Below are 21739 nucleotides of genomic sequence, written 5' to 3' on the forward strand. Positions count from 1 at the left end.
GGCGGGTCCTTGGGTTCAGTGACGGTGTTCGCGGGTGACCCCGGCGTCGTAGTGGCTGACCACTTGTTGCCAGCCAGCCGCGATCAGGGCGGCCTGGCCGAGGTCGTCCGGGATCACGGCGGCGCTGTCGCGGCGCAGCCAGATATCGGCTTGGCCTGTGCTGTCGGGTGGCAGGATCAGCAGCAGGCTGCCGGCCACTTCCGGGGCCTGGCTGCGGCCCAGGTAGGCGCCGGGTTCCAGCCATGACCATTGGTGGCCGCCACGGCTTTGGCTGCCGGCATCGACCACGAACGGCGGCAGGCCTTCTTCGGCCAGGGCCTTTACGCTGGGCGTGACGGCGTTTTCTTCGCGCAGGAGCTGGATCTCGTCGAAGGCTACCCGCAGGTCGGTGTAAAGGCCTTGCTCGGCGGCGGTGAGGTCGCGGCGGGCGTCGATCTGGTGGCTGGCGATGGCCTGTTCGTCCTCGCGCTCACCGCGCAGCAGCACCACGCTGGCGGCGAGCACCACGATCAGCAAGCTTGCCAGCAGCACGTACAGGGTTTCGTGCCCGGCACCGGCCGGGCGAATGACGTGGGCGCGGCTCATGGCTGGGCGATATCGGCGTAGTCCACTTCCACCACGTGCCCGGGGCCAGCATCGAACAGCACGTAGAATTCGCCGTCCGGGCGTTTGAAGGTCAGCGTCGAGTCGTCGCCAAGCTTGCCGCCGACCAGCACCTGTTCGTCATAACCAATCACGTCCAGGGTCACTCCGGGGGCACCGCTGCCGTCCGAGAAACCGCCGGTGCACTTGACCTGACCGCTGGCCAGTTCTTCGCATTCGCACATCGGGTTGTGCGCCAGCGCAGGGCCGGCGACCAGTACCAGCAAGGGCAGCGCCAGGGTGCGCATCCGGTGATTCATTTGTTTTCTCCTTGTTTCTCGAGCCATGCCACAGTGGCTGGCGATGCCTTGGCCAGGGGGATCGACGCCTGGTGCATGCTGCCGTCCCAGCCTTCCAGGGTGATCCAGATGTGCGCGTCGGGTTTGGTACGCGGCGGAATCGGCAACGAGGTGCCCATGTTGTAAGGTGCACCGAAGAAAATGGTGCCGGCGGCGCGCAGGCTTCTTGGCTTGCCGATGCGCAGGTAGGCTGCCTTGACGTTTTTTATGCAGGCCTTGCACAGCGATGCATTGAACGATTTGAAGTAGCCGGCGGGGCCGTCGGCGCGTGGCGCCTCGTCACGCAGTTCAGCAAGGTCGAGGCTGTAAGGGCCGACCTGGATGTCACTGATCACGTTGGCGCCAAGGCCGGCGTCGCCGCGGAACAGCCTGGCGTCGGCGAAGTACTTGGGCATGAAGCCCAGCGGGATCAGGATCAGCAGGATGTTCAGGTGAAAACGCCACTTCAGCCAAAGCTGCTTCAGCGGGCTGGCGGGCAGGGCCTGGGCCTGGCTCATGAATGGATCTCCACGGTTGTTTCACTGTGAGCTGCACGCGGAGCGCGCTCGCTGCGCTTGAGGGCCGCGGCGGTGGCCTGGGCGGTGCGCTTGGTCCAGATCAGCAGGCCGCTGAGCACCATCAGGGTGAGGATCAGGCCGAAGAAGAACCACACCAGCTTGATCGGCAAACCGCCAAAGTCGCCGGTGTGCAGCGGGCGCATGGACTCGGTGACGAACTCCAGGGCCGAACGGTCGCTGATCAGGAACTGGCTGTCGACATTGCGTGTGTACGGATTGACCGACGCACTCTGGAACATCAACGGGTACCAGCCCGGGCCAGACAGCATGACGTGGCTGTAGGCAGTGGCGGGGAGCGAGATGGAGGTCACTTCCAGCCCCGGGATCGCCAGACCGGCAAGGCGTGCCGCCTCATCCAGGTCGATGCGCGAGGCGGGGCTGCCATCTGGCGTTTGTGGCACTTCCTCACGGGCGATCACCGGCACGATGGGCTGGCTGGAAAGGGTGATGTGGTTGTCAGACAGGATCGCCTGGATCAGGAACCAGGTGCCGGTGATGGAAATGACTGCAATGAACCAGATTGACCACACCCCGGACAGACGGTGCAGGTCACCCCAGAAAATTCGCGAACCATGGCCGGTACGCACGGGTTTGAAAAAGCCTTTCCAGAACTTCTTGTAAACCACCAGGCCGGTGACCAGCGAGGCCAGCATCGGCAGGCCGAGCAGCGAGACCAGGTACCAGCCCCAGCTGAAACCGTTGGTGAACGGCACCAGCCACCAGCCGTGCAGGGCGCGGGTGAAGGCTTCGAAGTTGAAGTCCGGGGTCTTGCCCTGAATGGTTCCGGTGTAGGGGTTTACATACAGCGTCGGGCGGGTGCCGTCAGGCAGGGTGACATTGGCTTTCACCGCGAAGTGCGAACCATCTGGCTGGCTCAGCCGCTCCACCACCATGTCCGGCTCGGCCTTGTTCAAGGCCTCCAGTACCCGCTGAAAGCTCATGCGCTCGGTGTCCGCGTCTGGCTTGTTGGCGCGCACAGCCGGATCGGCGAGCCAGACGATTTCCTGGCTGACCACGGCGAGCATGCCGGTGAAGCAGACGATCAGGACAAAGAACCAGATCGGCAAGGCGAGCCAGCTGTGGACCAGGAACCACAGCTTGGATTTGGATTTTTTCGGTGATTGGGCCATCAGACGGTCTTCTGCTATGGGTGGTCGAGCGTGTGCCAACCAAAGAGTGCTGTACTGATAAGGACGAATGAGAATCGAAAACCTGCAGGTTAAAATGAAAGCAAATGTTTCAAAGCACAAACACCGGACTGCGCACGAGGCACCAGTCCGGCCTTGATGGCTGGTTGTAGAGAGGGGTCAGGCGCGGGTCAGTGCCACGGCTGCTTGGGGCTTTTCGTGCAACTGCTCCAAGTCCTGGTACAGCGCTCGGCCAATTTCCGCAGCGCGTGCCGGCAGGACCGAAAGCAGGGTGTCACTCAGGCCGTGGCTGTTTTCGCAGAAGCCCTGCAGGTACACCGAGGCTTGCAGGTCCGGGCTGGCCAGTACGCGGTAGTTGCGGTCGACGCTGAAGTCCTCCAGGTAATCGGCCAGCGGCGCGAGCAATTCACGGTGCGAGCGGCGCTCGTAACCGGTGGCGAGGATAACGGCATCGTAGCGGTGGGTTTGCTGCTGGCCGGTGGCGAGGTCGCGCAGGGTCAGTTCCAGGCCTTCGCGGGTGGCCACCACCGCTTCCACCTGGCGCCGGCACAGCACGTTGTGGCGGTGCTGATGGGCAACCTTCTGCCGGTAGAGGATGCCGTAGATGCGCTCGATCAGGTTGAGGTCGACCACCGAGTAGTTGGTGTTGTGGTATTCGCCCAGCAGTTTGCTGCGCTGTTCGGCCGGTTCGTTGTAGACCAGGTCGGTATAGTCGGGCGAGAAGATCTCGTTGACGAAGGGGCTGTCGTCGGCGGGCTTGAGGGCCGAGCCGCGCAGAATCATGTCGACCTTGACTGACGGGTAGCTGTCGTTGAGGTCGATGAACGCCTCGGCGGCGCTCTGGCCTGAGCCGATCACGGCAATGCGCATGGGTTTGCCAGCCGTGCACGGCAGTTTGGTCAGGCTGCTCAGGTACTGCGAGTGGTGGAAGACTCGCGGGTCATCCTTGAAGGCGCCGAAGTTTTCCGGGATTTTCGGCGTGCCACCGCTGCCCACCACCACTGAGCGGGTGGCGCGGCTGTATTCGCGGCCTTGTTTGTCACGCGTGATCACGCAGAGGTGTTGGACCCGGCCTGCATGCATGTGCGGTTCGATGCGCAACACTTCCTGCCCATACAACGCCTGGGAGGCGAAATGCTCGGCGGCCCAGCGCAGGTAGTCGTTGTACTCCAGGCGGCAGGGGTAAAAGGTGCCGAGGTTGATGAAGTCGGCCAGGCGCTGCTTCTGGTGCAGGTAGTTGACGAAGCTGTAAGGGCTGGTTGGGGTACGCAGCGACACCAGGTCCTTGAGGAACGAGATCTGCAACTCGCTCTGGGTAGCCAAGGTCTCGCCGTGCCAGTGGTAGTCTTGCTGCTTGTCGATGAACAGTGCGTCGAGTGCATGGCCCCGGGATTCGGCGAGTTCTTCCAGGGCGATGGCCAAGGCCAGGTTGGAGGGGCCGAAGCCCACGCCGATCATGTCTTTGATGGTTTCCTGCTGTGAAGACTGGCTCATGGCTGCGATTCCCTGAATGGTCGAATATGGACGCCCGCCGGGGCTCCGGCTCCTGCGCAAGTACATGAGTTGGAACGAGCCAGCCGAGGGGGAATTTAAGCGGGCTAAAGAACAGCGTGAGGCGGCCGATGTGTTGGTTACGGCAAGGACCAATTTTTCAGGCAGGGAATCAACATGAGCGGTATCACGGCAAGCAACCTGATGATCAATGGTGTTTCAGCGCAGACGCTGAGCGCGAACGCAGCAACCGAGCGTGAGCAGGCGAAACAGGCCGGTGAGGCGATGGGGCCCTTGAGCATCAGCAGTGACAGCATGAAGGTGTCGGCGGGTAGCCCGGCGCAATCCACCGACACAGAAGGCAGTGGCGAGTCGGAGGCTGTGAGCGAGCTGCGTCAATTGATCAAGGATCTGCAGAAGCAATTGGCAGAGGAACAGAAACAGTTGGCTGCATTGCAGAACAGCAAGATGGACGAGGCTGCGAAAGCAGCAGCGGTTGGTGCCAAGCAGGCGAGCATTGCTACCCTCAATGGGCAGATCATGGCGGCCACGGCGCAGTTGCTGGAACTGTTGCAGCAAGAGGGCGGCAGCAGTGCGGGCGGGATGGTCAGCGCTACGGCCTGACTGGACATGCACAGGCCGCTGTAGGAGCGGGTTTACCCGCGAATGGGCCGGCCCTGCTGGCCAATTTCCACCCGCCGTTCACCGTCGCCGCCTCTACCGTATTCGCGGGTAAACCCGCTCCTACACCTATCGAGGGTGGACATACATTGGTGATTGGGCACAGGCCGTCGTGTAGGAGCGGGTTTACCCGCGAAAGGGCCGGGCCTGCTGGCCAATTTCCACCCGCCGTTCACCGTTGCCGCCGCTACCGTATTCGCGGGTAAACCCGCTCCTACGCCTATCGAGGGTGGACACACATTGGTGATTGGGCGCAGGCCGTCGTGTAGGCGCGGGTTTACCCGCGAACACGGGCGAAGCCCGTGCTATCCACCGCGTTGTCTGTTTCGCGGACAAGCCCGCACGCGCCAGGAAATGGCGGTCATTCGGCCGCCAACCGCCCCTTGTTCTGCCGGTCGGCCTTGTACTGCATGGCCACTGCCGGTGCCGGCTTGGCGGCACCGGTTTCCAGCCATTGACGCATGCGGCTGGCATCGGCGAAGTGGGTGTACTTACCGAAGGCATCGAGAATGACCATGGCCACCGGGCGGTTATCCATGCGGGTCAGCAATACCAGGCAGTGCCCGGCCTCGTTGGTGAAGCCGGTCTTGGTCAGCTTGATATCCCAGTTGCTTTTGTTCACCAGGTGGTCGGTGTTACGGAAGCCCAGGGTGTAGTTGGGCTTGCGGAAGGCGACGGTCTTTTCGCGGGTGGTCGACAGCTCACTCAGCATGGGGTACTTGCGCGAGGCCATCAGCAGCTTGGCCAGGTCGCGGGCAGTGGATACGTTCTGCGTCGACAGGCCAGTCGGCTCAACATAGCGGGTGTGGGCCATTCCCAGGCTGCGGGCTTTGGCATTCATTGCCTTGATGAACGCCGGATAGCCGCCGGGGTAGGCGTTGGCCAGGCTATTGGCCGCACGGTTTTCCGACGACATCAGGGTAATCAGCAGGGTTTCGCGGCGGTCCAGCTGGCTGCCCAGGCGCACGCGCGAGTACACGCCTTTCATCTCCGGGTTGTTGGCAATGGTCATGGTGAGCATTTCATCCATGGGCAACTTGGCATCCAGCACCACCATCGCCGTCATCAGTTTGGTCACCGAAGCGATCGGCACCACGCGGTCGGCATGGCTTGAATACAGCTCCTGGTTGCTGTTCAGGTCGATCAGCAGAGCGCTGCCTGAAGCCAGATGCAGTTTGGAGGGGTCACGTTGAACCTGGGCCGGGGGTTGTGCAGCAGCAGTCGACGGAAGGGTCGCGGTACCTGTGAGCAACAGCAGCAGGCTGAGGATGGACAGGGATGTTTTCACGTTGAGGCTCACTAAAAGTTGGTATGTCGTTGGCTGTGCAAGGGTTTTCCCCCTAAAACCGATGCATTTTGGAGTATGGCTGAATTGCTGTCGAATGCCTTATGCCTAAAGGGCGCAAAGTGAACGATATTTAATCCTGTACCCATTACGTTCTTTTCCAGCTTCGCCAGTTCCGTCCAATCGTTGGCAGAATTCAACCACTTGGCGTAGGTCGAGAGAAGCACCTGCACCGAGCGCCCAAGCTGCCCAGCAATGAACGCTGGATTCGTGGTGACGAGCCAGAAGGCTGGAAGATGAATGGCGACTCCGTCGAGACGCGGCGCTTCTGCTTCGAGCGGTATTGCGCGATCTCTCTGGCCCTTGCCAGTGCGCCAAGAGCCCGGCTGTTCAACATTACGGTGCGGGTGTATTTCGTCTTGGTCCGCTCGACTGCCTTGCTTTTCAACCACGATCCGGCAGATGTGAGCCGTCTTTTTCTCGACGTCGACCTCATCCCGGCGCAGCGACATAATCTCGCCCGTGCGCATACCCAACCTGCGGCACGCTGCGGATGACCCGATTTGCCTCAAAGGCGGTCGACCGTATCTTCAGGCCCGGTTTTCGGTACAGCAAGGCAGAGGTGCTGCTGATGGACTTGCGGCAACCCGGTGAGTTGGCAGAGGACTTGTTTGCGCTCAAGCAATGAGTGGCTGCATTCGACCTACATCTGCCTTTAAAAAAGGACAGCTAACGGCCAGAAGAGGACCGTCGAAGACATTACCTGATGGGCTGATTTGTGGAACGAGGCGGTCATCCATGTTCCGCTGCTAGCATTGATCTGAACTGAGAAATGAGCGCTGAAGATAATCCGGCACCTTCGAACACTGCGCAGGTGAAGCTAACGGGTGCAGGGCCTGGAGCAGTTATGATGCGGTCTGCAACCACAGCTACTGCACTGCTTCGATAGCGCGTGCGCCCGTCATAACCTACGGCATTTTTTTGCAGAAAGTCAGCGCTGTTCGAGGTATGAGGAACCGTGTCGAGTAGCCCGGCTCTCGCAAGTGCCAGCGTTCCACCACAGATGCCAGCAATTGTCGCTCCACTTGAACGACTAGCATGAAGAAAGTCTCGAATATCCGGAGCTTCTGTACGCTCCCAGACCATTCCTCCAATCACGACAACAACGTCCGGTTTCCAGTCCAGGCATTGTTGCAAGCCACTATCGACAGTTACAGCCAATCCGCCCTGCGAGTGGAGCGGCCCTGTAGTATGTGCGAAAAACCTGACGTCGATCCCATAAAATGGAGACGCAGTTCCAGCAATGAATGCGTATTCCCAGTCAGCAAAACCCGGTGTCAGTATCAAACCCACGCGTGCCATCAGCCAGATTCCTCCATGAATGCCGATAGCGTACGGCGGCTTCAAACAGACATCAAGGTTCAGCTAGCGGTGCTCATAGGAAGGGAGGATGATGTTCCCGGTCGCGATATTGGATTCAATATCGAAATTAAGAATACTGTGCTGCTGGCACCAGGGCCTTAGGGCAATTTGAAATTTGTCAAGTGTCGGCAAGCTTGATTGACTACGATTATGAGGGCGAAAGCGAAGCTGACGCATCTTAGATAACACGCAATTGACTCCAGACCGCCGGGGGCATTTAGTGAGCTCCTCAGACTTTGTCTTCAGTCAGTGACCGCTTTTGGCCGATAACTGTTCTCCACGAAGGACAACAATGGGTCGGTTAGCGCCTCTGGATTGGGTTGATCATCCTTGTCCTACCTCACATGGAGGACAAGCCATGAACGCCATTACGACCAGCAGCCATCAGCCTTGGAACAAAGGAAAATTGGTCGGGCAGAAAGCTTCGCTCCGACTGAAAGATATCTGGGCCATTCGGGTAAGGCTCCAAATCGCGGAGGAAACTCGTGATTTAGCCCTTTTCGATCTGGCCATCGATAGCAAGCTACGAGCCTGCGATCTGACCAAGCTTCGCGTACGCGACGTTGCTCATGGGGAGCACGTGTCATCGCGGGCGATAGTGATGCAGCAGAAAACCCAACGTCCCGTACAGTTTGAAATTACAGAGCAAACGCGGCTGGCCCTACAGGCCTGGATACATCAAGCCCAACTCCACAGCGAGGATTGTCTTTTCCCAAGCCGGCTACACGCCTCAGTGCATCTCTCCACCCGGCAGTACGCCCGAATCGTCAAAGCGTGGATAAAGTCTATTGGGCTAGATCCTGCTATGTACGGCACCCACACGATGAGACGTACAAAGGCATCGCTGATCTATCGCAGGACAAAGAACTTGAGAGCAGTTCAGCTCCTGCTCGGCCATACAAAGCTTGAAAGCACGGTGCGATACCTGGGCATTGAAGTCGATGACGCATTGGAGATGGCAGAGCAGACGGAGGTCTGACAGCGTCCAGCGACGGTCGAGGTATGACCGTCGCGATTCGACCCATTGCAGCCGTTTAGACAAAGCAGTGGATGCCACGACCTACGCTGCTCACTGATCGGCTAAGCATAGATACTGATGTAACTGCTCTCCAAGAACCTCGAACGCCTGAGCGATCCTGTTAATTTTGCGCAGGTCATTGTGCATTGCGATCCACACCTCAACCTCAAAGCCAAAATCGTGTGGTAGCACATGTACCAGTCCGTGCGATTTTGCGATTTGAGTCGGGCAGAGCCCGAAGCCTAAGCCCGCTCTCAGAGCGGCCAGCTGAGCAAGGTGATGATCAGAGGCAATGGCGAAATGCTGGTCGGCATCGCACAGACCAGAGTCGATAAACCGACGCAAATCCGCTGAGCGTCTGTCTGGCCCGATCAGCGGTCGCTGGCGCAGCGACAGCAGGGAGGTTGGGTTACCGTAGCGCTCCAGGCACCCGGCACTGGCATGGATGCCAATCTGCAAACTGCCGACACGCCGCACCGTGATATCCGCTTCATTGGGCCGCATCAGCCGCACCGCAATATCCGATTGCAGCCTGGCGATGTCTTCAAGGGCATCGCTTATGCTCAGCTCAAGTTTGAGTCCGACGTGTTCGTAATGGAAAGGGCGCAGCAGGTCGGGCAAGACTTCGACGCCAAGCAACTCGCCACAGGTCAGCCGGACTGTACCGTGATCCATCGACGCTTCAGAGCTGGCCATGCGGTTGAAGGTTTGCGCGGCCAGATCCATGGCCTCCACATGTTCGATCAGGCGCTGCGCTCCGGCAGTAGGCGTCAGTCCTTGAGGTGTGCGGGTGAACAGACTCACACCGAGAGCGTGTTCAAGACAGTCGAGGCGCCGGCGCGCAGTGGCCTGGGCGATACCCAGCAGCTTCGCCGCGCCGCTCAGGCTACCAGAGCGCAACACGGCGAGAAATACACGCTGGCTTTCCCATTCAATACCGCTCATACATTCTTGGCCAACAGTTGCTCCTAATTTGATCTTCTGCCCGAGCCCGTGAAAAGCGATCATTCGCCCACATTTTTCCGGGCGTCATTGTAAGGAACTAACGCATGAGAATCACCGGTCAGTGCCGATGTGGGCAAGTCACCCTTGAGATCGTGGCGCGGCAATTGCCGCCGCTGTATGCCTGCCACTGTTTGAACTGCCAGCGCTGGAGCGGCAGTGCGTTTGGTCTGCACATGCTGAGCGCGGCTTCGGCTGTTCAGGTGTCTGGCGAAACGGCGATCTTTGAGCATGAACACCAAGGTCAAACGTCTACCCAACATGCCTGCGGTACATGTCATACCCGGCTGTTCAACGAGACGACGGCAGCACCCGGCATGCGAGTGGTACGGGCCGGCATCCTGGAAGGGGCTGAGCGCTTCGAGCCGGTTGCGCATATCTGGACTCGGCGCAAGCAGCCATGGCTGGTGCTGCCGGGAGCAATCGCACAATGGCAGGAGAGCCCCACGCCAGAAGCATTTGCCGCCGCATTAGGGTAAGAGCTTGCTCTTCCATAAGTGAAGATGTCGCTCGCCGAGCGGCAAATTATCAGGGTTGACTACGTCCGCTTTGGGTCGATTGCAGCCGCTCACGACTGACCGCTATCGACCCATAGCGGCCTCTCGCGAAGGGCCAGGCTGTGTGAAAACCCCAATAGCTCTTTAGAAAGCGCGGTCCTACGTGAAATCTGAAAAGGCTTGGCTACTCAACTGACCCAGAGTTCAGGTAGAAGCGCGAATTCTGAGTTGTTTTGACCAATCAAATCGCGCCGGAGGTTTTCACACAGGCCAGAATCAGCCGCTCGGATGTGTCTACGAAACTAGGGTCGATTCAAAGAAACAAATCGATCTCGATTCTCTAAAAAAACTGAAGGCGAGTGATCGCAGCGTCCTAAAGGCAGCGCTTATCTACGGGGGCTCATTCTGGTGTCGTATGTGAAGCGTGGAGTGGCAAACTGTTATAAATAACCTTTCAAAATAAAGTCTGATATTGTTATTTCGTTTCGCTTTTTGATAATGTTAGGTTTTTGGTAACACCAAGCTACGCTTCAATTGGCCAGTCCTCGGGGTCGTCCTGCATACCGAAACGGAGAATGCCATGAAGATTGAGAAACTATCGAAGCAAGTTGATTATTCCAATGCGAAGCTCTATGCGTTCGAAGTTGCCGCGGCGCTGGGCGTCGCAGCTGCGGTCGTTGGAATAGTCACCGGGATTTCTGGTTTTTTTTCGCAGGCTGAACTTAATAAAAAAATCAACGAGATAAATGACAAGCTGGACGCGATTATCGCTGGTCAAGTTGCAATAATAAATGAGCTAAAGAACCTCGGCTTACATATTGAGGTTGTCGCTGATCAGTCATGGGAGAAATCTTATGGTAGATCGCTACAGTCTCGCTGGGAGCAATTGGAAATGTACTTGGCTAAGGACGAATCGCTCGACCCTGCTGCAATAAAAACAACTGCTGAAGAATATCGTGAGCTTGCTTTTTTCTGTTTCAATGAAACGGTGAATCTTGGGCAAATGGGCGTGGCGGGATTCGTGTCTTATGTTGCGGGGATGACAATTTGTTTCATTTGTTACAACAAACGCAGCGATAAAGACAGTTCGATTTCAGCTGCGCGAAGCTTCCTTGATCAAATAAATAATTGGTTGTCGCCTGATAACAACAAATCTATAGTTTGCTTAGTGTCGCAGACAGAAGACTTGATAAAAACAAAAAGAGCTGATCTGGACGACCGACCTAGGGATTACCACGTTGACACTACTGTTTCGTACTGGAGTCCAGACATTGAGGAACATTGCAGCCAGGAGAAATATAAATATATCACAGTAGACGGTGATTTTGATAACGGCTATACCGGTCGAGTGCGTTACGAGTATGGAAAGGAGCGTTGTCGCTTCCGTCCTATCAGGGAACCTCATGGATCTCAGTTCATGAGCCTTAGGGATTTTCATAAAGGTTACAGCCTGGACATCGTGTCTGGAACTGTTTATGAGCTGGAAGGTGACGTCTCTGTACCGATTATTCCAATCTTCAATCAAAGCGAATATGCTCAGGTCAATACATTCAACACTGATCGTATTGCAATTTATCAATTGATGGCTAATTTAGCGCAGCAAAAAATACTGCAGGCAGCGTTGACGGACGTTAGAGACACGTTACTTCAAAGAATAGCGGAGGAGTAAATCGATAAACTTCGCTTGCTGAGTACTATTGATTTTCCGGGAGCGGTAATGTCGGTCCTTGGTTCGATCAGATGCTCAAACACTTGCACCTGAGATTGAGTGCTATTTGCAAACCTGAATGATCGATTCAACCGAAGTACGCGCAACCCGAGGCTCATCTGGCGCTCGAAAAAAGGGGCTGACGAGCCTGCCGATCACGCTCTAGGCCGCAGTCGCAGTGGCCTGACCACCGCTCTGCGAGGCCAACGGGACACCGTTGCGTTTCCTCCTTTCTGGCGGTCAAGCCAGTGATATCAGCCCCGCATGTTGACACGAATCGCAAAGACTTTGGACATGCCATACACGAGGTGACGAGGACTCTAACGGCTGAAGGGCAGCTACGGGTCGACAGCGGACTGTGGGAGGTGGGTGTAGCTGACGACCCAGGACGGATCTTGGTTGGCTGAACGCCTGGATGGGGGAATAAAGCTGTCTAAAACCGCCCGAAAGCGTCTCGGTTTTATTGGGCCAAAGTCGCTGAAACTGGCTGAACCCTATTAGACAGGCCAGATGCTCAGGCCGCTTGCGGTGCGGTCTGAGGCTAGATTCCCACGCTACTGCTGCATTGCCGGGATGTGCTGGATGGGCGTACAGCCGGCGCGTACCAATTTTTGTACCAATAGTGGGATGCAGTTCAGCGAAAGGTCCTGGTATTGAGGTTCTCGCCCGTGTCCGGTGATCTGATATAAAACCTTTCTGGACAGGGTAAGCGCACACTTGATGTAGCTCAGAGCTTCTGAGCATTGAGAGGTGCGTATGACCATAGATAGGGATGGAATGGATTGTGATCAGCAGGTTAGCAGGCCGGCTGAAAACAATGGTCCGCCAGGCGGTCAAGACTCGGAAGGTAAACGGGAGCAGCCCGAGGATCGCGACGATTCCGCACATAATCGGCCCTTTCGAGGCAGGCAGAGATCAAGCCCGCCGGACCCATCGCGGGCATCCAATGCCGAGCGTTATAGTTATCACAAGCGCCCACTGGAGTAACTGCCAGTACAGTGTGTAAAGGCTGGCGGAAGTACTGTTCAGCCCAGCTGATAGAAGCCCAGCCCCGCGCTGGGCTTTTTGCATTCATGAGACGCCATGAGGGCTTGTGATAGCAGGGCTGGGCATCGACGTTCAGCGGTGGATAAGCGAGAGCTCGCTGATGATGCAGATCGAGCCGTCCTCGGCGGGCGTTGCGTCGGTGTAGTCGACCTGGTTGTAAACCCCGCCGTGGAACTCGAACAGGTACGAAGCCCAGGTACTGTCGAGCTGCAAATCGCCCGACGAGGCGGATACCCCGTTGCATTCGGCCGTCACGGTTACCACGCCTTCAGACGTCGTGTGAATGCTGATGTGGAACGTCGCACCCAGTGGCACCCCCTTCAGGACTGTGGAATTCACCGGGTCGGTCTGGTTGAAGGTGCGTCGAAACCCCAGTGTGATGTTGCCCTTGTTCCAGAACACCTTTACTGGCGGGCCGTCATCCCCGCGTACGTGCATCTGGGCGATGACCACCTTCTGCGCCGAGTTGACCTTGGTCAGCGTCATGGTCTGCCGATTCCAGTGATCCTGGGCGCTGGCCAGCGTCCAGTCTTGCGTTTCTGTCCATTCGCAGCGTGTCCTATGGGTGCTTTTGCTCGAAGCACCTTTGGTTGGGGCTGAGAACTGGATCGAGCCATCGCTGAGCACTGTCACGATGCCGGGAAAGCGGGCAATCGCTTCAGCACCGTTCAGCTCCAGAGCAACGGGGTTGGTTGAGGAGACGGCTACCGGCGTGGCGATGGTGAGGTGGCTGATATCTACGGCCATGGGGAACTCCTGGTGAAAAGGTTTGAGTGGCATAGCCGCCGTACAAGCGACGGCCGAACACAAAGTTAGCCTCAGGCTAAAGAGCGGTCAATAGCTGATGGCTAAATTAATTTCGCTTCACGGGAAATTACCTACAGGCGAAATTTTCCGCAGTGGGGGGCTTTACGCAGGATTTGACGGTGAGCTAAGCTTTTGCCGAGTACTGTACGAATATACAGCTATCAGGATGAGAATATGGCAAGCCACATGAAGTCGGAACCTCAACAGCGCCAGGAAATGACCGGAATAGAGCGGCTTAGCCTGCGGGTATCGTCAATGATCAACCACCCGCTCGCACAGACGCAGCGCTGGGTAGTGGTGCACCGTCTGGATACCGACGGTGAAGCGGAATGGGAGGAGGTGATGGGCCAACTGCTGGAAACGCCAGAGTTGCAGCTGACGTTCAATGATGACGCTAGCGTGACGGTGCGATGGGCGCGCAGTAGCGTGGAAGAGCGTGATGATTTTATCGTCGAGCGCGACTGCGAGGCTCAGGTCGAGGAAGCTGCACCGTTCTGAGCTTCAGCAAAAGCCCGCCGGTCAGGGCGGGCTTCGGTTTATACAAGGTGGGCATTCCACACCAGCAGGACCCTGGCCTGTATGTAGGTCTCTTCCCGACGAATCATGCGGTCTTTGTGCCGCGAGTTGTCGGAGATCATCTCGAAGTGGTCCTCGTCTGCGATCTGTAGCCGCTTGATGTAGATGTGGTCGCCCCAGGAAAAGAAGTAGATGCCATCGCCGACGAACTCTCGGATGCTGACGTCGACGATCAGCGGGTCGCGGTGCCTGATGGTCGGCTCCATCGACTGGCCCCAGCCGGTCACCATCTTCAGGTGATGGTGCTCGCTGAACGTCACGCCCAGTTCGCGCAGGTGGCTGGGGCTGACGCGAACGTCCTTGAACATCTCGGGGTAGTCGTGGGGGATCTGGCCGCCGCCCATGGCTGCCCGCACGTCATAGTGGGCAATCCACACTTCGTCACCGACCAGGCCGGGGCGCAGCGGCTCGGCTTCCAGCAGCGTGGCATCTGCAGGCTCTTGCGCCGCAGCCAGCAGCCTTTGCCGGGTTTCTTCAGCGATACCTTTGCCGCTTCGGGCAAGCATCTGTTTGACCAGGTCGGCTGCAGAGAGCTTGTTGTCACCTGGCTCGGCAGCCGCTTGTGCGTGTTCGCCTGGCGACAGCGCGTCGAACCAGCCCCGTGGCAAACCTTCGATGCCCTCGATGCGGCGGGCCACGTCATCGCCCAGGTTTTTCACGGTCTTGTCGGAAAGGATCTGGCTAAGGTGTGCAGGCGCCATCCCCCAGCGCTCTGCGCAGGTGCCCTTTCTCTGGCTGCCGATCAGTTTCACCAGGTTGTGCTTGCGAATTTGGTAGATGTCCATGGGGTGAAGCATGCCAGTGTTTAGCTTGCTGCTAAATGTGCGCATGGCTAAATCTGCTCTTGTCGTGTTGTTAGCTGTAGGCTAAATTAAGCGCGCGAACAAGGAAAGCTGACGAGACATTTTTCTCCAGGGCTGATCACATCATCATCTGTAATGAGGTTCACATGGATCCGACCGACCTCGGCCCGGGTACCGTCACTTGGCTGGGCGGTACGGGGACTGTATTGCTGGGTGCGTTTCTGTGGCTGCGTAAATGGTTGTCGAGGGATGCAGTCGACCGCGCGATGGACAACGCTGAAATTGCCGTCATCCGCCACCTGACAGAGCTGCTGGACATCGAACGGGATGCCCGAAAGGAGGCGCAGGCAAAAGCTGAACTGCTCGCCAAGGAACGAAACGAGCTGGTGATGACCGTAGGCCAGCTGCAAGGCAAGGTCATGGTGCTGACCAGCAAGCTGGGCAGTAGCGGCCAAACATGAGGTGGCAGCCCGGGCGATCTGTGAAGAAAAAAAGCCCGCCAAATTGGCGGGCGACAAGGGCGTAGGGAGCAACGCACAACAAATTCGGTTCAGGCAGCCAAAGTACCTGGTTGCAATTGTTCGGCCAGTGCCTGGGCTGAAGCGAGCGTCGGCATCGGGCCGCTCACGGCTTCACCGTTGCGAACCAGGTACCAGCACGCCAGCAGGCCCTGCTCACGCAGTGAGGCGGGAACGGCGCTACCGACAACGGACATGATCTGGATAGTGGCCATGGGGACCTCCTGTGAAACATGGCCCTACCATACGCAGCAGCCGGGGTTGTTTGAAATCAACTTCCTCGATAGTGATCATTGCTCCTATCAACCATTACCAGCGCGGTGGCCCGTAGTACACCGGTGGCGGCCCATAATAGGTGCGGTAGCCCGGTGGCGGTGGGGGTGGTGCGTAGTAGGGCTGGTAGTACACCGGCTGTGGTGGCGGTTGTACGTACACCGGCGGCGGCGCGTAATAGACCGGCTGGCGTTCGACATACACTGTACGGTCATGGCCGCCATAAACCGTCGCCCCAACCACGGCGCCGACCACTGCCGCACCCAGCAGTGGACCCGGCCCATACCAACCACCGTGCCCATGGCCGCCATAGCCGCCGTGCGCTGCTGCAGGCCCGCTGATGGCCAGGGCACCGACCAGCAGGACGATTCCGGGAATGAGACGGTTCATAAAACAACCTCGCAGGAAAACCCCACGTCCGGGGCCCTGTTACTATGACTCCGGTCTCTGTCAGCTGAGCACAGGGGAACGGTAAAGGTTGTGTAAGGGGCGACCAGTGGTTGACTCTGTTACGCTGAATAAACGTTTCAGTCATGACTAAGGGGCCTGTTATGCCGACAACTCCAAGCCGGGACACCGTGCTTTGCATCTCTCTGGCCGGTCGTCCCGGCACCTTCGGCGTGCGCTTTCACAACCACCTGTATCAGCAGTTGGGCCTGGACTTCTACTACAAGGCTATGCGCACCGATGACCTGCCGGCGGCAGTGGCAGGGATCCGCGCCTTGGGTATTCGCGGCTGCGGGGTGTCGATGCCGTACAAGGAAGCCTGCATGGCCTTGGTCGACGAAATCGATCCTTCGGCGGCGGCCATCGACTCGGTCAATACCCTTGTCAATTGTAATGGCCACCTGAAGGCGTACAACACCGATTACCTGGCTGTGCGCCAATTGCTGGCTCAGCATCAGGTCGATCCGGGCACGGCCTTTGCCCTGCGAGGCAGCGGTGGCATGGCCAAGGCCGTGGCCAGCGCCTTGCGCGATGCCGGGTTTGCCGAAGGCATCATCGTTGCACGCAACGAGCAGGCCGGGCGTCAGTTGGCGGATGTCTGTGGTTATCGCTGGGTACCTGAGCCAGGCGACATTTGCCCGCCCATGCTGGTGAACGTGACGCCGATCGGTATGGCGGGCGGGCAGGAGGCAGAAGAGCTGGCGTTTCCCGAGCACGCCATCGCGGCGGCGGAGCGGGTGTTCGATGTGGTGGCGATGCCGGCGCAGACGCCGTTGATTCGCCGGGCTCAGGCGTTGGGCAAGCCGGTGATCACTGGGCTGGAGGTCATTGCGCTGCAGGCGCTGGAACAGTTCGTGTTGTACACCGGGGTGAGGCCGACGCAGGAGCAGGTGGATGCGGCGGTGGCATATGCGCGGGCTAGCTAGTTAAGGCTACCCCCTTCGCAGCTTCGGCGGCGAAGGGGGTACAGGCGAAACCCGGATCAGAACACTTCGTGCCCGTTATCCAGCTGTTTGTCGACCAGTGCCCGGCCATGGGCCAGCGACACACGCTGCGCGTTCTCAAGGTCGGAGAAGAACTGCATTGGCATCGACATGCGCTTGCTGGTGTGCCCGTCAGGTGCCGTGATCAGGCAGCCGGCGGCATAGGGCAGGGGGGAGTCGGGATGGGGCATCACGCTGGCAGTGATGGTGTGCTCGCGGTATTCACAGTGAAGAGATTGCATCGTCCTTACCTCGCTGTGGCATGTGAAGCAGTTACCTTCATATACCACAGCAAGAGGCCGGGAGTTCCCGGCCCGACGAGCGCGCCGCGACGAACGCTTAGCCTTCGAGCTCGGTTGGCTGGATCACTTCGACCCAATAACCGTCCGGGTCCTTGACGAAGGCCAGGTGGTTCATGCGGCCGTCCTGCAGGCGTTTCTGGAACGGTACTTCCAGTTCCTCGAAGCGCGCGCAAGCGGCGCGTACGTCGGGTACCGAAATGCAGATGTGGCCAAAGCCGCGCGGGTCGGTGTTGCCATTGTGGTAGGCGAAATCGGCATCGTTTTCGGTGCCATGGTTGTGGGTCAGCTCCAGCACGCCAGGGATCGCCTTCATCCACTGGTGGCGGGCGGTGTCATCAGCGGGGATCTGGGCAGGGTCGACCAGGGCCAGGAAGTACAGGCTGAAAGCGGCTTCAGGGAAGTCACGCTTGTCCACCAGGCGGAAGCCCAGCACGCGGGTGTAGAAGTCCAGCGACTTCTCGATGTCCTTGACCCGCAGCATGGTGTGGTTGAAGACGAACTGGGCGGTGGCGGCGTCAGGTTGCGCGGTGACGCCAGGCAGGGTTTGCAGATCGTGCAGGCTCATGGGAACTCCTGAGACGGGGCCGGGCACAGGGCGCCGGCAAAACAGACAGGCTGGCCATGATACGGCAGTGCGCCGATTGCGCAAATGAAAGCGCCCTGCAAAGGCAGGGCGCTGAAATTAGAGGCCCGCATGTGCGGGCGCGTGATGGGGTCGCTAGTCCTTTAGCTGTTTCGATACTGAGCCAGTCCTTGTGAAAAAAGTGTGAAGCCTATGTGGGCATTTCATCAGCGTACCCAGCTTTCTACCGTGGCGGCCCCATACTGTTCTTTCCAGGCCTTGAGGCCACGGTGGTTGCCGCCTTTGGTCTCGATGCGTTCGCCGGTGTGCGGGTTCTGATAGACCTTGACCACCCGCGGGCGGCGTTGTTGCTTGGGGGGCGTGCTGGAAGCGCGGGCCACAGCCTTCGGGTCGAGGATGGCGATGATATCGCGCAGGCTCTTGTCATAGCTTTTCATCAGGCCGACTAGTTTCTGCTCGAATTCGATTTCGCGTTTGAGGCCGGCATCCTTTTTCAACGCTTCCAGTTGCGCCATCTGTTCCTGGAGCGCTTTTTCGGCAGCACGAAACTCTGCAAGTCTGGACACTGTAATCACTCCTGTACGTCGGTCGTGGCAGGGCGTGACGAACATTGAAGACGCGTAAAAACGCCGGCCACGCAGTTGGGTTTCACTGTTCGCTGATATCGAGTGTAGTCATTCATGGCTACTGGGTAAACTGCTAACTTTTTGCAAGTAAGACGGGAACTTTCCTAGTTTTGCGCACGGTATTTGGCGTTTTTTCTGCGGTTGCACGACAGGGGGCCTAGACCATGGTCCAATGGCCCGCGCCAGAGCCTTTGCGCGATCATTTCAGATGATGGCCGACTCATGTTCGGACCTGCCGCAGTACCGTGGCCAACACGTGCCACAGGTTGTTAACTCGTCTTCATTCTGGATGTTTCCTCGCATGTTTTCCCCTTTCCCCCTCGCCCCTGGGCGCCGTGTTACCGGCCTGTTTCTATTGTGTGCCGGTGTCAACGCCCAGGCTGCCGGGTTTCTTGAAGACGCCAGTGCCAAGGTCGAAGCACGCAATGTCTATTTCAACCGCGACTTCCGGGACGGTTACAGCAGTTCCAGCCAGGGCGCATCCAAGCGCGAAGAGTGGGCACAAGGCTTTATCCTCAATGTGCAATCGGGTTATACGCAAGGCCCGGTAGGTGTTGGTGTGGATGCGCTGGGCATGTTCGGCTTCAAACTGGATTCCAGCCCGGCCGACAGCAACAGTGGATTGCTGCCCTCGTCTGGCCACGACCCCCGGCACTCGGCCGACCAGTATGCGAAGATGGGCCTGGCGGCCAAGGTCAAGGTGTCCAATACCGTGCTCAAGTACGGTTCGATGATGCCGGATGTGCCGTTGCTCAAGTACAACGATGGCCGTCTGCTGCCGACCCTGTTCCATGGGGCCATGCTCACCTCTGAAGAACTGCACGACCTGAAGTTCACCTTGGCTCGCCTGGACAAATACACCGCTCGGGATTCCACCGACCGCCAGGACATCCGCGTGCACTGCAAGAACAAGCGTTATGCCTGCGATACAGAAGCCGACCACTTCGACCTGGCCGGTGTCGACTACCGTTTCAACGAGCGTTTCAGCGCGCAGTACCAAGTGGCCAAGCTGGAGAATATCTACCGCCAGCACTTCCTCGGCCTGGTGGCCAGTCAGCCGCTGCCGGTGGGCAGCCTGTCGGCTGACATGCGCCTGATCAAGAGTGATGACATCGGCAATGCCCGTGCGGGCGAAATCGACCATCGCGCCTTCAGCGGCATGCTTGGCTACAGCCTCGGTGGCCACAAGCTCAGCGCCGGCTGGCAGCGCATGTATGGCAACAGTGCCATGCCGTACCTGGATGGCAGCAACCCGTACTTGGTCAACTACGCCCAGGTCAATGATTTTGCCGCTGCACAGGAGCGCTCCTGGCAAGTGCGCTATGACTACGACTTCAAGGCGCTGGGTGTACCCGGCCTGACCTTCTTTACCCGTTATATCAACGGCGACAATATCAAGGTGCCGGGCAGCGGTGCCGAAGGCAAGGAGTGGGAACGCGACACCGAGTTCAAATACCAGGTGCAAAGTGGCTCTTTCAAGGATGTCAGCGTACGCCTGCGTAATTCCACTTACCGCAGCAACTATGAACAGTGGGCGCGTGACATGGATGAGACGCGGGTCATTGTCAGCTACAACTTCTCGATCTTCTAAGCGGCTGCTTTGCCAAATACCGGTAGCCGCCTGACAATGGTGGCGGGTTCCCGCAAAGGGCAGGGCAATGAAAGACCTGTTGTTGATCGGCATCGGCGCGGGTGACCCGCGCCAGGTCACCTATGAAGCAGTCGATGCGCTGCGTAGCGCTAGCGTGTTCTTCGTGCTCGACAAGGGCGACGACAAAGATGAACTGGTACGCCTGCGCAAGGCCATTCTGCAGCGCTACCGCCCCGAAGGTGGCTATCGCCTGGTGCCGGTGGTCGACCCTTTGCGCGATGGGCAGGCGGATGACTACCTGGGCGCGGTGCAGCACTGGCACCGGCAGCGTGCTGCGCTGTATGCGCGCCTGATCGAGGAGGAAATTGGCGACGGGGAAACGGGGGCCTTCCTGCTGTGGGGCGAGCCCACCCTGTACGACAGCACCCTGCGCATTCTCGACCTGGTCCGCGAACAGGGCGTGACGTTGCGCTTGCAGGTCATCCCTGGCATCAGCAGTGTGCAGGCGCTGGCGGCGCGGCACCAGGTGCCGCTCAACCGCATCGGCGAGCCCCTGACCGTGCTGCCGGGGCGACGCCTGGCCGGGCAGGGGCCTATCGACAATGTGGTGGTGATGCTCGACGGGCAGTGCGTCTTTGCCGGGCTCGATGACCCGGCGTTGACCATCTATTGGGGCGCGTACCTGGGGACCGAGGATGAAGTGCTGATCGCCGGGCCGTTGCAGGCGGTGAAGGCACGGATACTGGAAGTGCGCGAGCGGGAGCGGGCGCGCAAAGGGTGGATCATGGATACCTATCTGCTGCGCAGAGAGCTGTGAGGTGGGTTGCCTGTGTCGGCCTCTTCGCGGGCAGGCCCGCTCCGGCAAGCGAAACAGGCAACGCCGTGCTCAAGGGTTACCCAGAATGCCCACCACCGTGTCCCGCAACTGATCGATGCTGAACGGCTTGCCGATCAGGTGCATGCCCTCCGGTACCGTGAGGCTGTCGGCGTAGCCGCTGGCGAACAGCACCGGTAATAGCGGCCGCAGTTCGCGCGCTTTGCCCGCCAGCACCTCACCTCGCATGTCCGGCAGCCCCACATCGGTCATCATCAGTGCCAGCGTCTGGCTTGGGTCTTCAAGTACACGCAGGGCGGCTGCGGCGTCTTCTGCCTCGATGACCTTGTAGCCCAACTCGTCGAGCACTTCGACCGTCAGCATACGTACGATGTCGTCGTCTTCGACTACCAGAAGGTGCATGGTTCAAATCCTGTACAAATGAGTGTCTTTAATCTGTGCACCGCGCGGCATCAGAAGTTCCCGAGGATACCGCTCCATGCAAATAGATGGAACGATTGCCGAATGCAACCTTCAAATACTGGCTAAATGCCCTGCCAGACCCGTGAAAGCTGGTTAGACTCGCTTATCAGGACAGCGCAGTGGCAGATAACAATAA

26 protein-coding genes and 2 pseudogenes are annotated in these 21739 nt (G+C 58.6%); 11 read left to right on the plus strand and 17 right to left on the minus strand.

Going from position 1 to position 21739, the window contains the following annotated elements:
* Positions 1-15: 15 nt before the first annotated feature.
* The 5 genes from REH59_RS11455 to REH59_RS11475 all read right to left on the minus strand — a co-directional run bounded on the left by REH59_RS11455 (position 16) and on the right by REH59_RS11475 (position 4140).
* Positions 16-585: a DUF6162 family protein gene (locus REH59_RS11455; RefSeq protein WP_003256212.1), complete on the minus strand. Its 570-nt coding sequence runs from the start codon at positions 583-585 to the stop codon at positions 16-18.
* Positions 582-902 (minus strand): hypothetical protein, encoded by a 321-nt coding sequence (locus REH59_RS11460; RefSeq protein WP_003256211.1) that lies wholly within the window; start codon positions 900-902, stop codon positions 582-584. Before REH59_RS11460 ends, REH59_RS11455 begins: the two co-directional genes overlap by 4 nt.
* Positions 899-1438, minus strand: a complete 540-nt coding sequence (locus REH59_RS11465; protein WP_014859351.1) for a hypothetical protein — start codon at positions 1436-1438, stop codon at positions 899-901. Before REH59_RS11465 ends, REH59_RS11460 begins: the two co-directional genes overlap by 4 nt.
* A complete protein-coding gene (locus REH59_RS11470) occupies positions 1435-2628 on the minus strand; it encodes a PepSY-associated TM helix domain-containing protein (protein WP_014859350.1) in 1194 nt (397 codons plus the stop codon). Before REH59_RS11470 ends, REH59_RS11465 begins: the two co-directional genes overlap by 4 nt.
* Positions 2629-2805: 177 nt before the next feature.
* Complete coding sequence (locus REH59_RS11475) at positions 2806-4140, minus strand: lysine N(6)-hydroxylase/L-ornithine N(5)-oxygenase family protein (RefSeq protein ID WP_014859349.1); 1335 nt, start codon at positions 4138-4140, stop codon at positions 2806-2808.
* A 174-nt stretch (positions 4141-4314) separates the two neighbouring features.
* Here REH59_RS11475 and REH59_RS11480 point away from each other — a divergent pair, with 174 nt between their 5' ends.
* Complete coding sequence (locus REH59_RS11480) at positions 4315-4761, plus strand: DUF4140 domain-containing protein (protein ID WP_014859348.1); 447 nt, start codon at positions 4315-4317, stop codon at positions 4759-4761.
* A 418-nt stretch (positions 4762-5179) separates the two neighbouring features.
* On the opposite strand, the gene pbpG is transcribed toward REH59_RS11480, so the two are convergent.
* Positions 5180-6106 carry a D-alanyl-D-alanine endopeptidase gene (pbpG, locus tag REH59_RS11485; protein ID WP_012051929.1) on the minus strand — a complete coding sequence of 309 codons (927 nt, stop codon included), beginning with the start codon at positions 6104-6106 and terminating at the stop codon, positions 5180-5182.
* An 11-nt stretch (positions 6107-6117) separates the two neighbouring features.
* On the minus strand, positions 6118-6615 hold the full coding sequence (locus tag REH59_RS11490; RefSeq protein ID WP_245150101.1) for a hypothetical protein: 498 nt from the start codon (positions 6613-6615) through the stop codon (positions 6118-6120).
* A gap of 17 nt (positions 6616-6632) precedes the next feature.
* Here REH59_RS11490 and REH59_RS11495 point away from each other — a divergent pair.
* Positions 6633-6788, plus strand: a pseudogene (locus REH59_RS11495) (DNA polymerase V subunit UmuC); the annotation flags it as partial.
* 107 nt (positions 6789-6895) lie between these two features.
* Here the strand turns inward: REH59_RS11495 and REH59_RS11500 are convergent.
* Positions 6896-7465, minus strand: a complete 570-nt coding sequence (locus tag REH59_RS11500; protein ID WP_128573774.1) for a DJ-1/PfpI family protein — start codon at positions 7463-7465, stop codon at positions 6896-6898.
* Positions 7466-7883: 418 nt separating this feature from the next.
* Between REH59_RS11500 and REH59_RS11505 the strand changes: the two genes are divergently transcribed.
* A complete protein-coding gene (locus REH59_RS11505) occupies positions 7884-8504 on the plus strand; it encodes a tyrosine-type recombinase/integrase (protein ID WP_047603503.1) in 621 nt (206 codons plus the stop codon).
* Between the two features lie 90 nt (positions 8505-8594).
* Here the strand turns inward: REH59_RS11505 and REH59_RS11510 are convergent, their stop codons facing one another.
* A complete protein-coding gene (locus REH59_RS11510; protein WP_012051931.1) occupies positions 8595-9551 on the minus strand; it encodes a LysR family transcriptional regulator in 957 nt (318 codons plus the stop codon).
* A gap of 41 nt (positions 9552-9592) precedes the next feature.
* Between REH59_RS11510 and REH59_RS11515 the strand changes: the two genes are divergently transcribed.
* From REH59_RS11515 to REH59_RS11525, 3 genes and pseudogenes are all read left to right on the plus strand, one after another.
* Entirely contained in the window at positions 9593-10024 is a 432-nt protein-coding gene (locus tag REH59_RS11515; RefSeq protein WP_012051932.1) for a GFA family protein, read from the plus strand.
* 598 nt (positions 10025-10622) lie between these two features.
* Entirely contained in the window at positions 10623-11711 is a 1089-nt protein-coding gene (locus tag REH59_RS11520) for a hypothetical protein (RefSeq protein ID WP_014861138.1), read from the plus strand.
* Between the two features lie 62 nt (positions 11712-11773).
* A pseudogene (locus REH59_RS11525) lies at positions 11774-12015 on the plus strand (IS5/IS1182 family transposase); the annotation flags it as partial.
* An 854-nt stretch (positions 12016-12869) separates the two neighbouring features.
* Here the strand turns inward: REH59_RS11525 and REH59_RS11530 are convergent.
* Entirely contained in the window at positions 12870-13544 is a 675-nt protein-coding gene (locus REH59_RS11530) for a polysaccharide lyase family 7 protein (protein WP_320450571.1), read from the minus strand.
* Between the two features lie 234 nt (positions 13545-13778).
* Here REH59_RS11530 and REH59_RS11535 point away from each other — a divergent pair, with 234 nt between their 5' ends.
* Positions 13779-14102: a DUF1654 domain-containing protein gene (locus REH59_RS11535; RefSeq protein WP_014861140.1), complete on the plus strand. Its 324-nt coding sequence runs from the start codon at positions 13779-13781 to the stop codon at positions 14100-14102.
* A gap of 38 nt (positions 14103-14140) precedes the next feature.
* Here REH59_RS11535 and REH59_RS11540 read toward each other — a convergent pair whose 3' ends face one another.
* A complete protein-coding gene (locus REH59_RS11540; protein ID WP_014861141.1) occupies positions 14141-14965 on the minus strand; it encodes a S24 family peptidase in 825 nt (274 codons plus the stop codon).
* 164 nt (positions 14966-15129) lie between these two features.
* Between REH59_RS11540 and REH59_RS11545 the strand changes: the two genes are divergently transcribed.
* On the plus strand, positions 15130-15444 hold the full coding sequence (locus tag REH59_RS11545) for a hypothetical protein (protein WP_014861142.1): 315 nt from the start codon (positions 15130-15132) through the stop codon (positions 15442-15444).
* Positions 15445-15533: 89 nt separating this feature from the next.
* Here the strand turns inward: REH59_RS11545 and REH59_RS11550 are convergent, their stop codons facing one another.
* Positions 15534-15716: a hypothetical protein gene (locus REH59_RS11550; RefSeq protein WP_003256194.1), complete on the minus strand. Its 183-nt coding sequence runs from the start codon at positions 15714-15716 to the stop codon at positions 15534-15536.
* A 94-nt stretch (positions 15717-15810) separates the two neighbouring features.
* Positions 15811-16164 (minus strand): hypothetical protein, encoded by a 354-nt coding sequence (locus REH59_RS11555; RefSeq protein ID WP_003256193.1) that lies wholly within the window; start codon positions 16162-16164, stop codon positions 15811-15813.
* Positions 16165-16325: 161 nt separating this feature from the next.
* Here REH59_RS11555 and REH59_RS11560 point away from each other — a divergent pair, with 161 nt between their 5' ends.
* Positions 16326-17147 carry a shikimate 5-dehydrogenase gene (locus tag REH59_RS11560; protein WP_128573775.1) on the plus strand — a complete coding sequence of 274 codons (822 nt, stop codon included), beginning with the start codon at positions 16326-16328 and terminating at the stop codon, positions 17145-17147.
* Between the two features lie 56 nt (positions 17148-17203).
* Here the strand turns inward: REH59_RS11560 and REH59_RS11565 are convergent, their stop codons facing one another.
* The 3 genes from REH59_RS11565 to REH59_RS11575 all read right to left on the minus strand — a co-directional run bounded on the left by REH59_RS11565 (position 17204) and on the right by REH59_RS11575 (position 18655).
* Entirely contained in the window at positions 17204-17446 is a 243-nt protein-coding gene (locus REH59_RS11565; RefSeq protein ID WP_003256190.1) for a hypothetical protein, read from the minus strand.
* 97 nt (positions 17447-17543) lie between these two features.
* Positions 17544-18071: a lactoylglutathione lyase gene (gloA, locus tag REH59_RS11570; protein WP_014861144.1), complete on the minus strand. Its 528-nt coding sequence runs from the start codon at positions 18069-18071 to the stop codon at positions 17544-17546.
* Positions 18072-18295: 224 nt separating this feature from the next.
* Positions 18296-18655 carry a histone-like nucleoid-structuring protein, MvaT/MvaU family gene (locus tag REH59_RS11575; RefSeq protein WP_010954596.1) on the minus strand — a complete coding sequence of 120 codons (360 nt, stop codon included), beginning with the start codon at positions 18653-18655 and terminating at the stop codon, positions 18296-18298.
* Between the two features lie 361 nt (positions 18656-19016).
* On the opposite strand from REH59_RS11575, the gene REH59_RS11580 reads away from it, so the two are divergent.
* Together REH59_RS11580 and cobF are read left to right on the plus strand one after the other, a co-directional pair.
* Positions 19017-20306, plus strand: coding sequence for an OprD family porin (locus tag REH59_RS11580; RefSeq protein ID WP_014861145.1), 1290 nt, complete (start codon positions 19017-19019; stop codon positions 20304-20306).
* 67 nt (positions 20307-20373) lie between these two features.
* Positions 20374-21123, plus strand: a complete 750-nt coding sequence (gene cobF / locus REH59_RS11585; RefSeq protein ID WP_014861146.1) for a precorrin-6A synthase (deacetylating) — start codon at positions 20374-20376, stop codon at positions 21121-21123.
* A gap of 69 nt (positions 21124-21192) precedes the next feature.
* Here the strand turns inward: cobF and REH59_RS11590 are convergent, their stop codons facing one another.
* Positions 21193-21543 (minus strand): response regulator, encoded by a 351-nt coding sequence (locus REH59_RS11590; RefSeq protein WP_003256181.1) that lies wholly within the window; start codon positions 21541-21543, stop codon positions 21193-21195.
* Between the last annotated feature and the right edge of the window lie 196 nt (positions 21544-21739).

This window comes from Pseudomonas sp. BO3-4, from assembly GCF_034044115.1.
Taxonomy (GTDB): Bacteria; Pseudomonadota; Gammaproteobacteria; order Pseudomonadales; family Pseudomonadaceae; genus Aquipseudomonas; species Aquipseudomonas alloputida.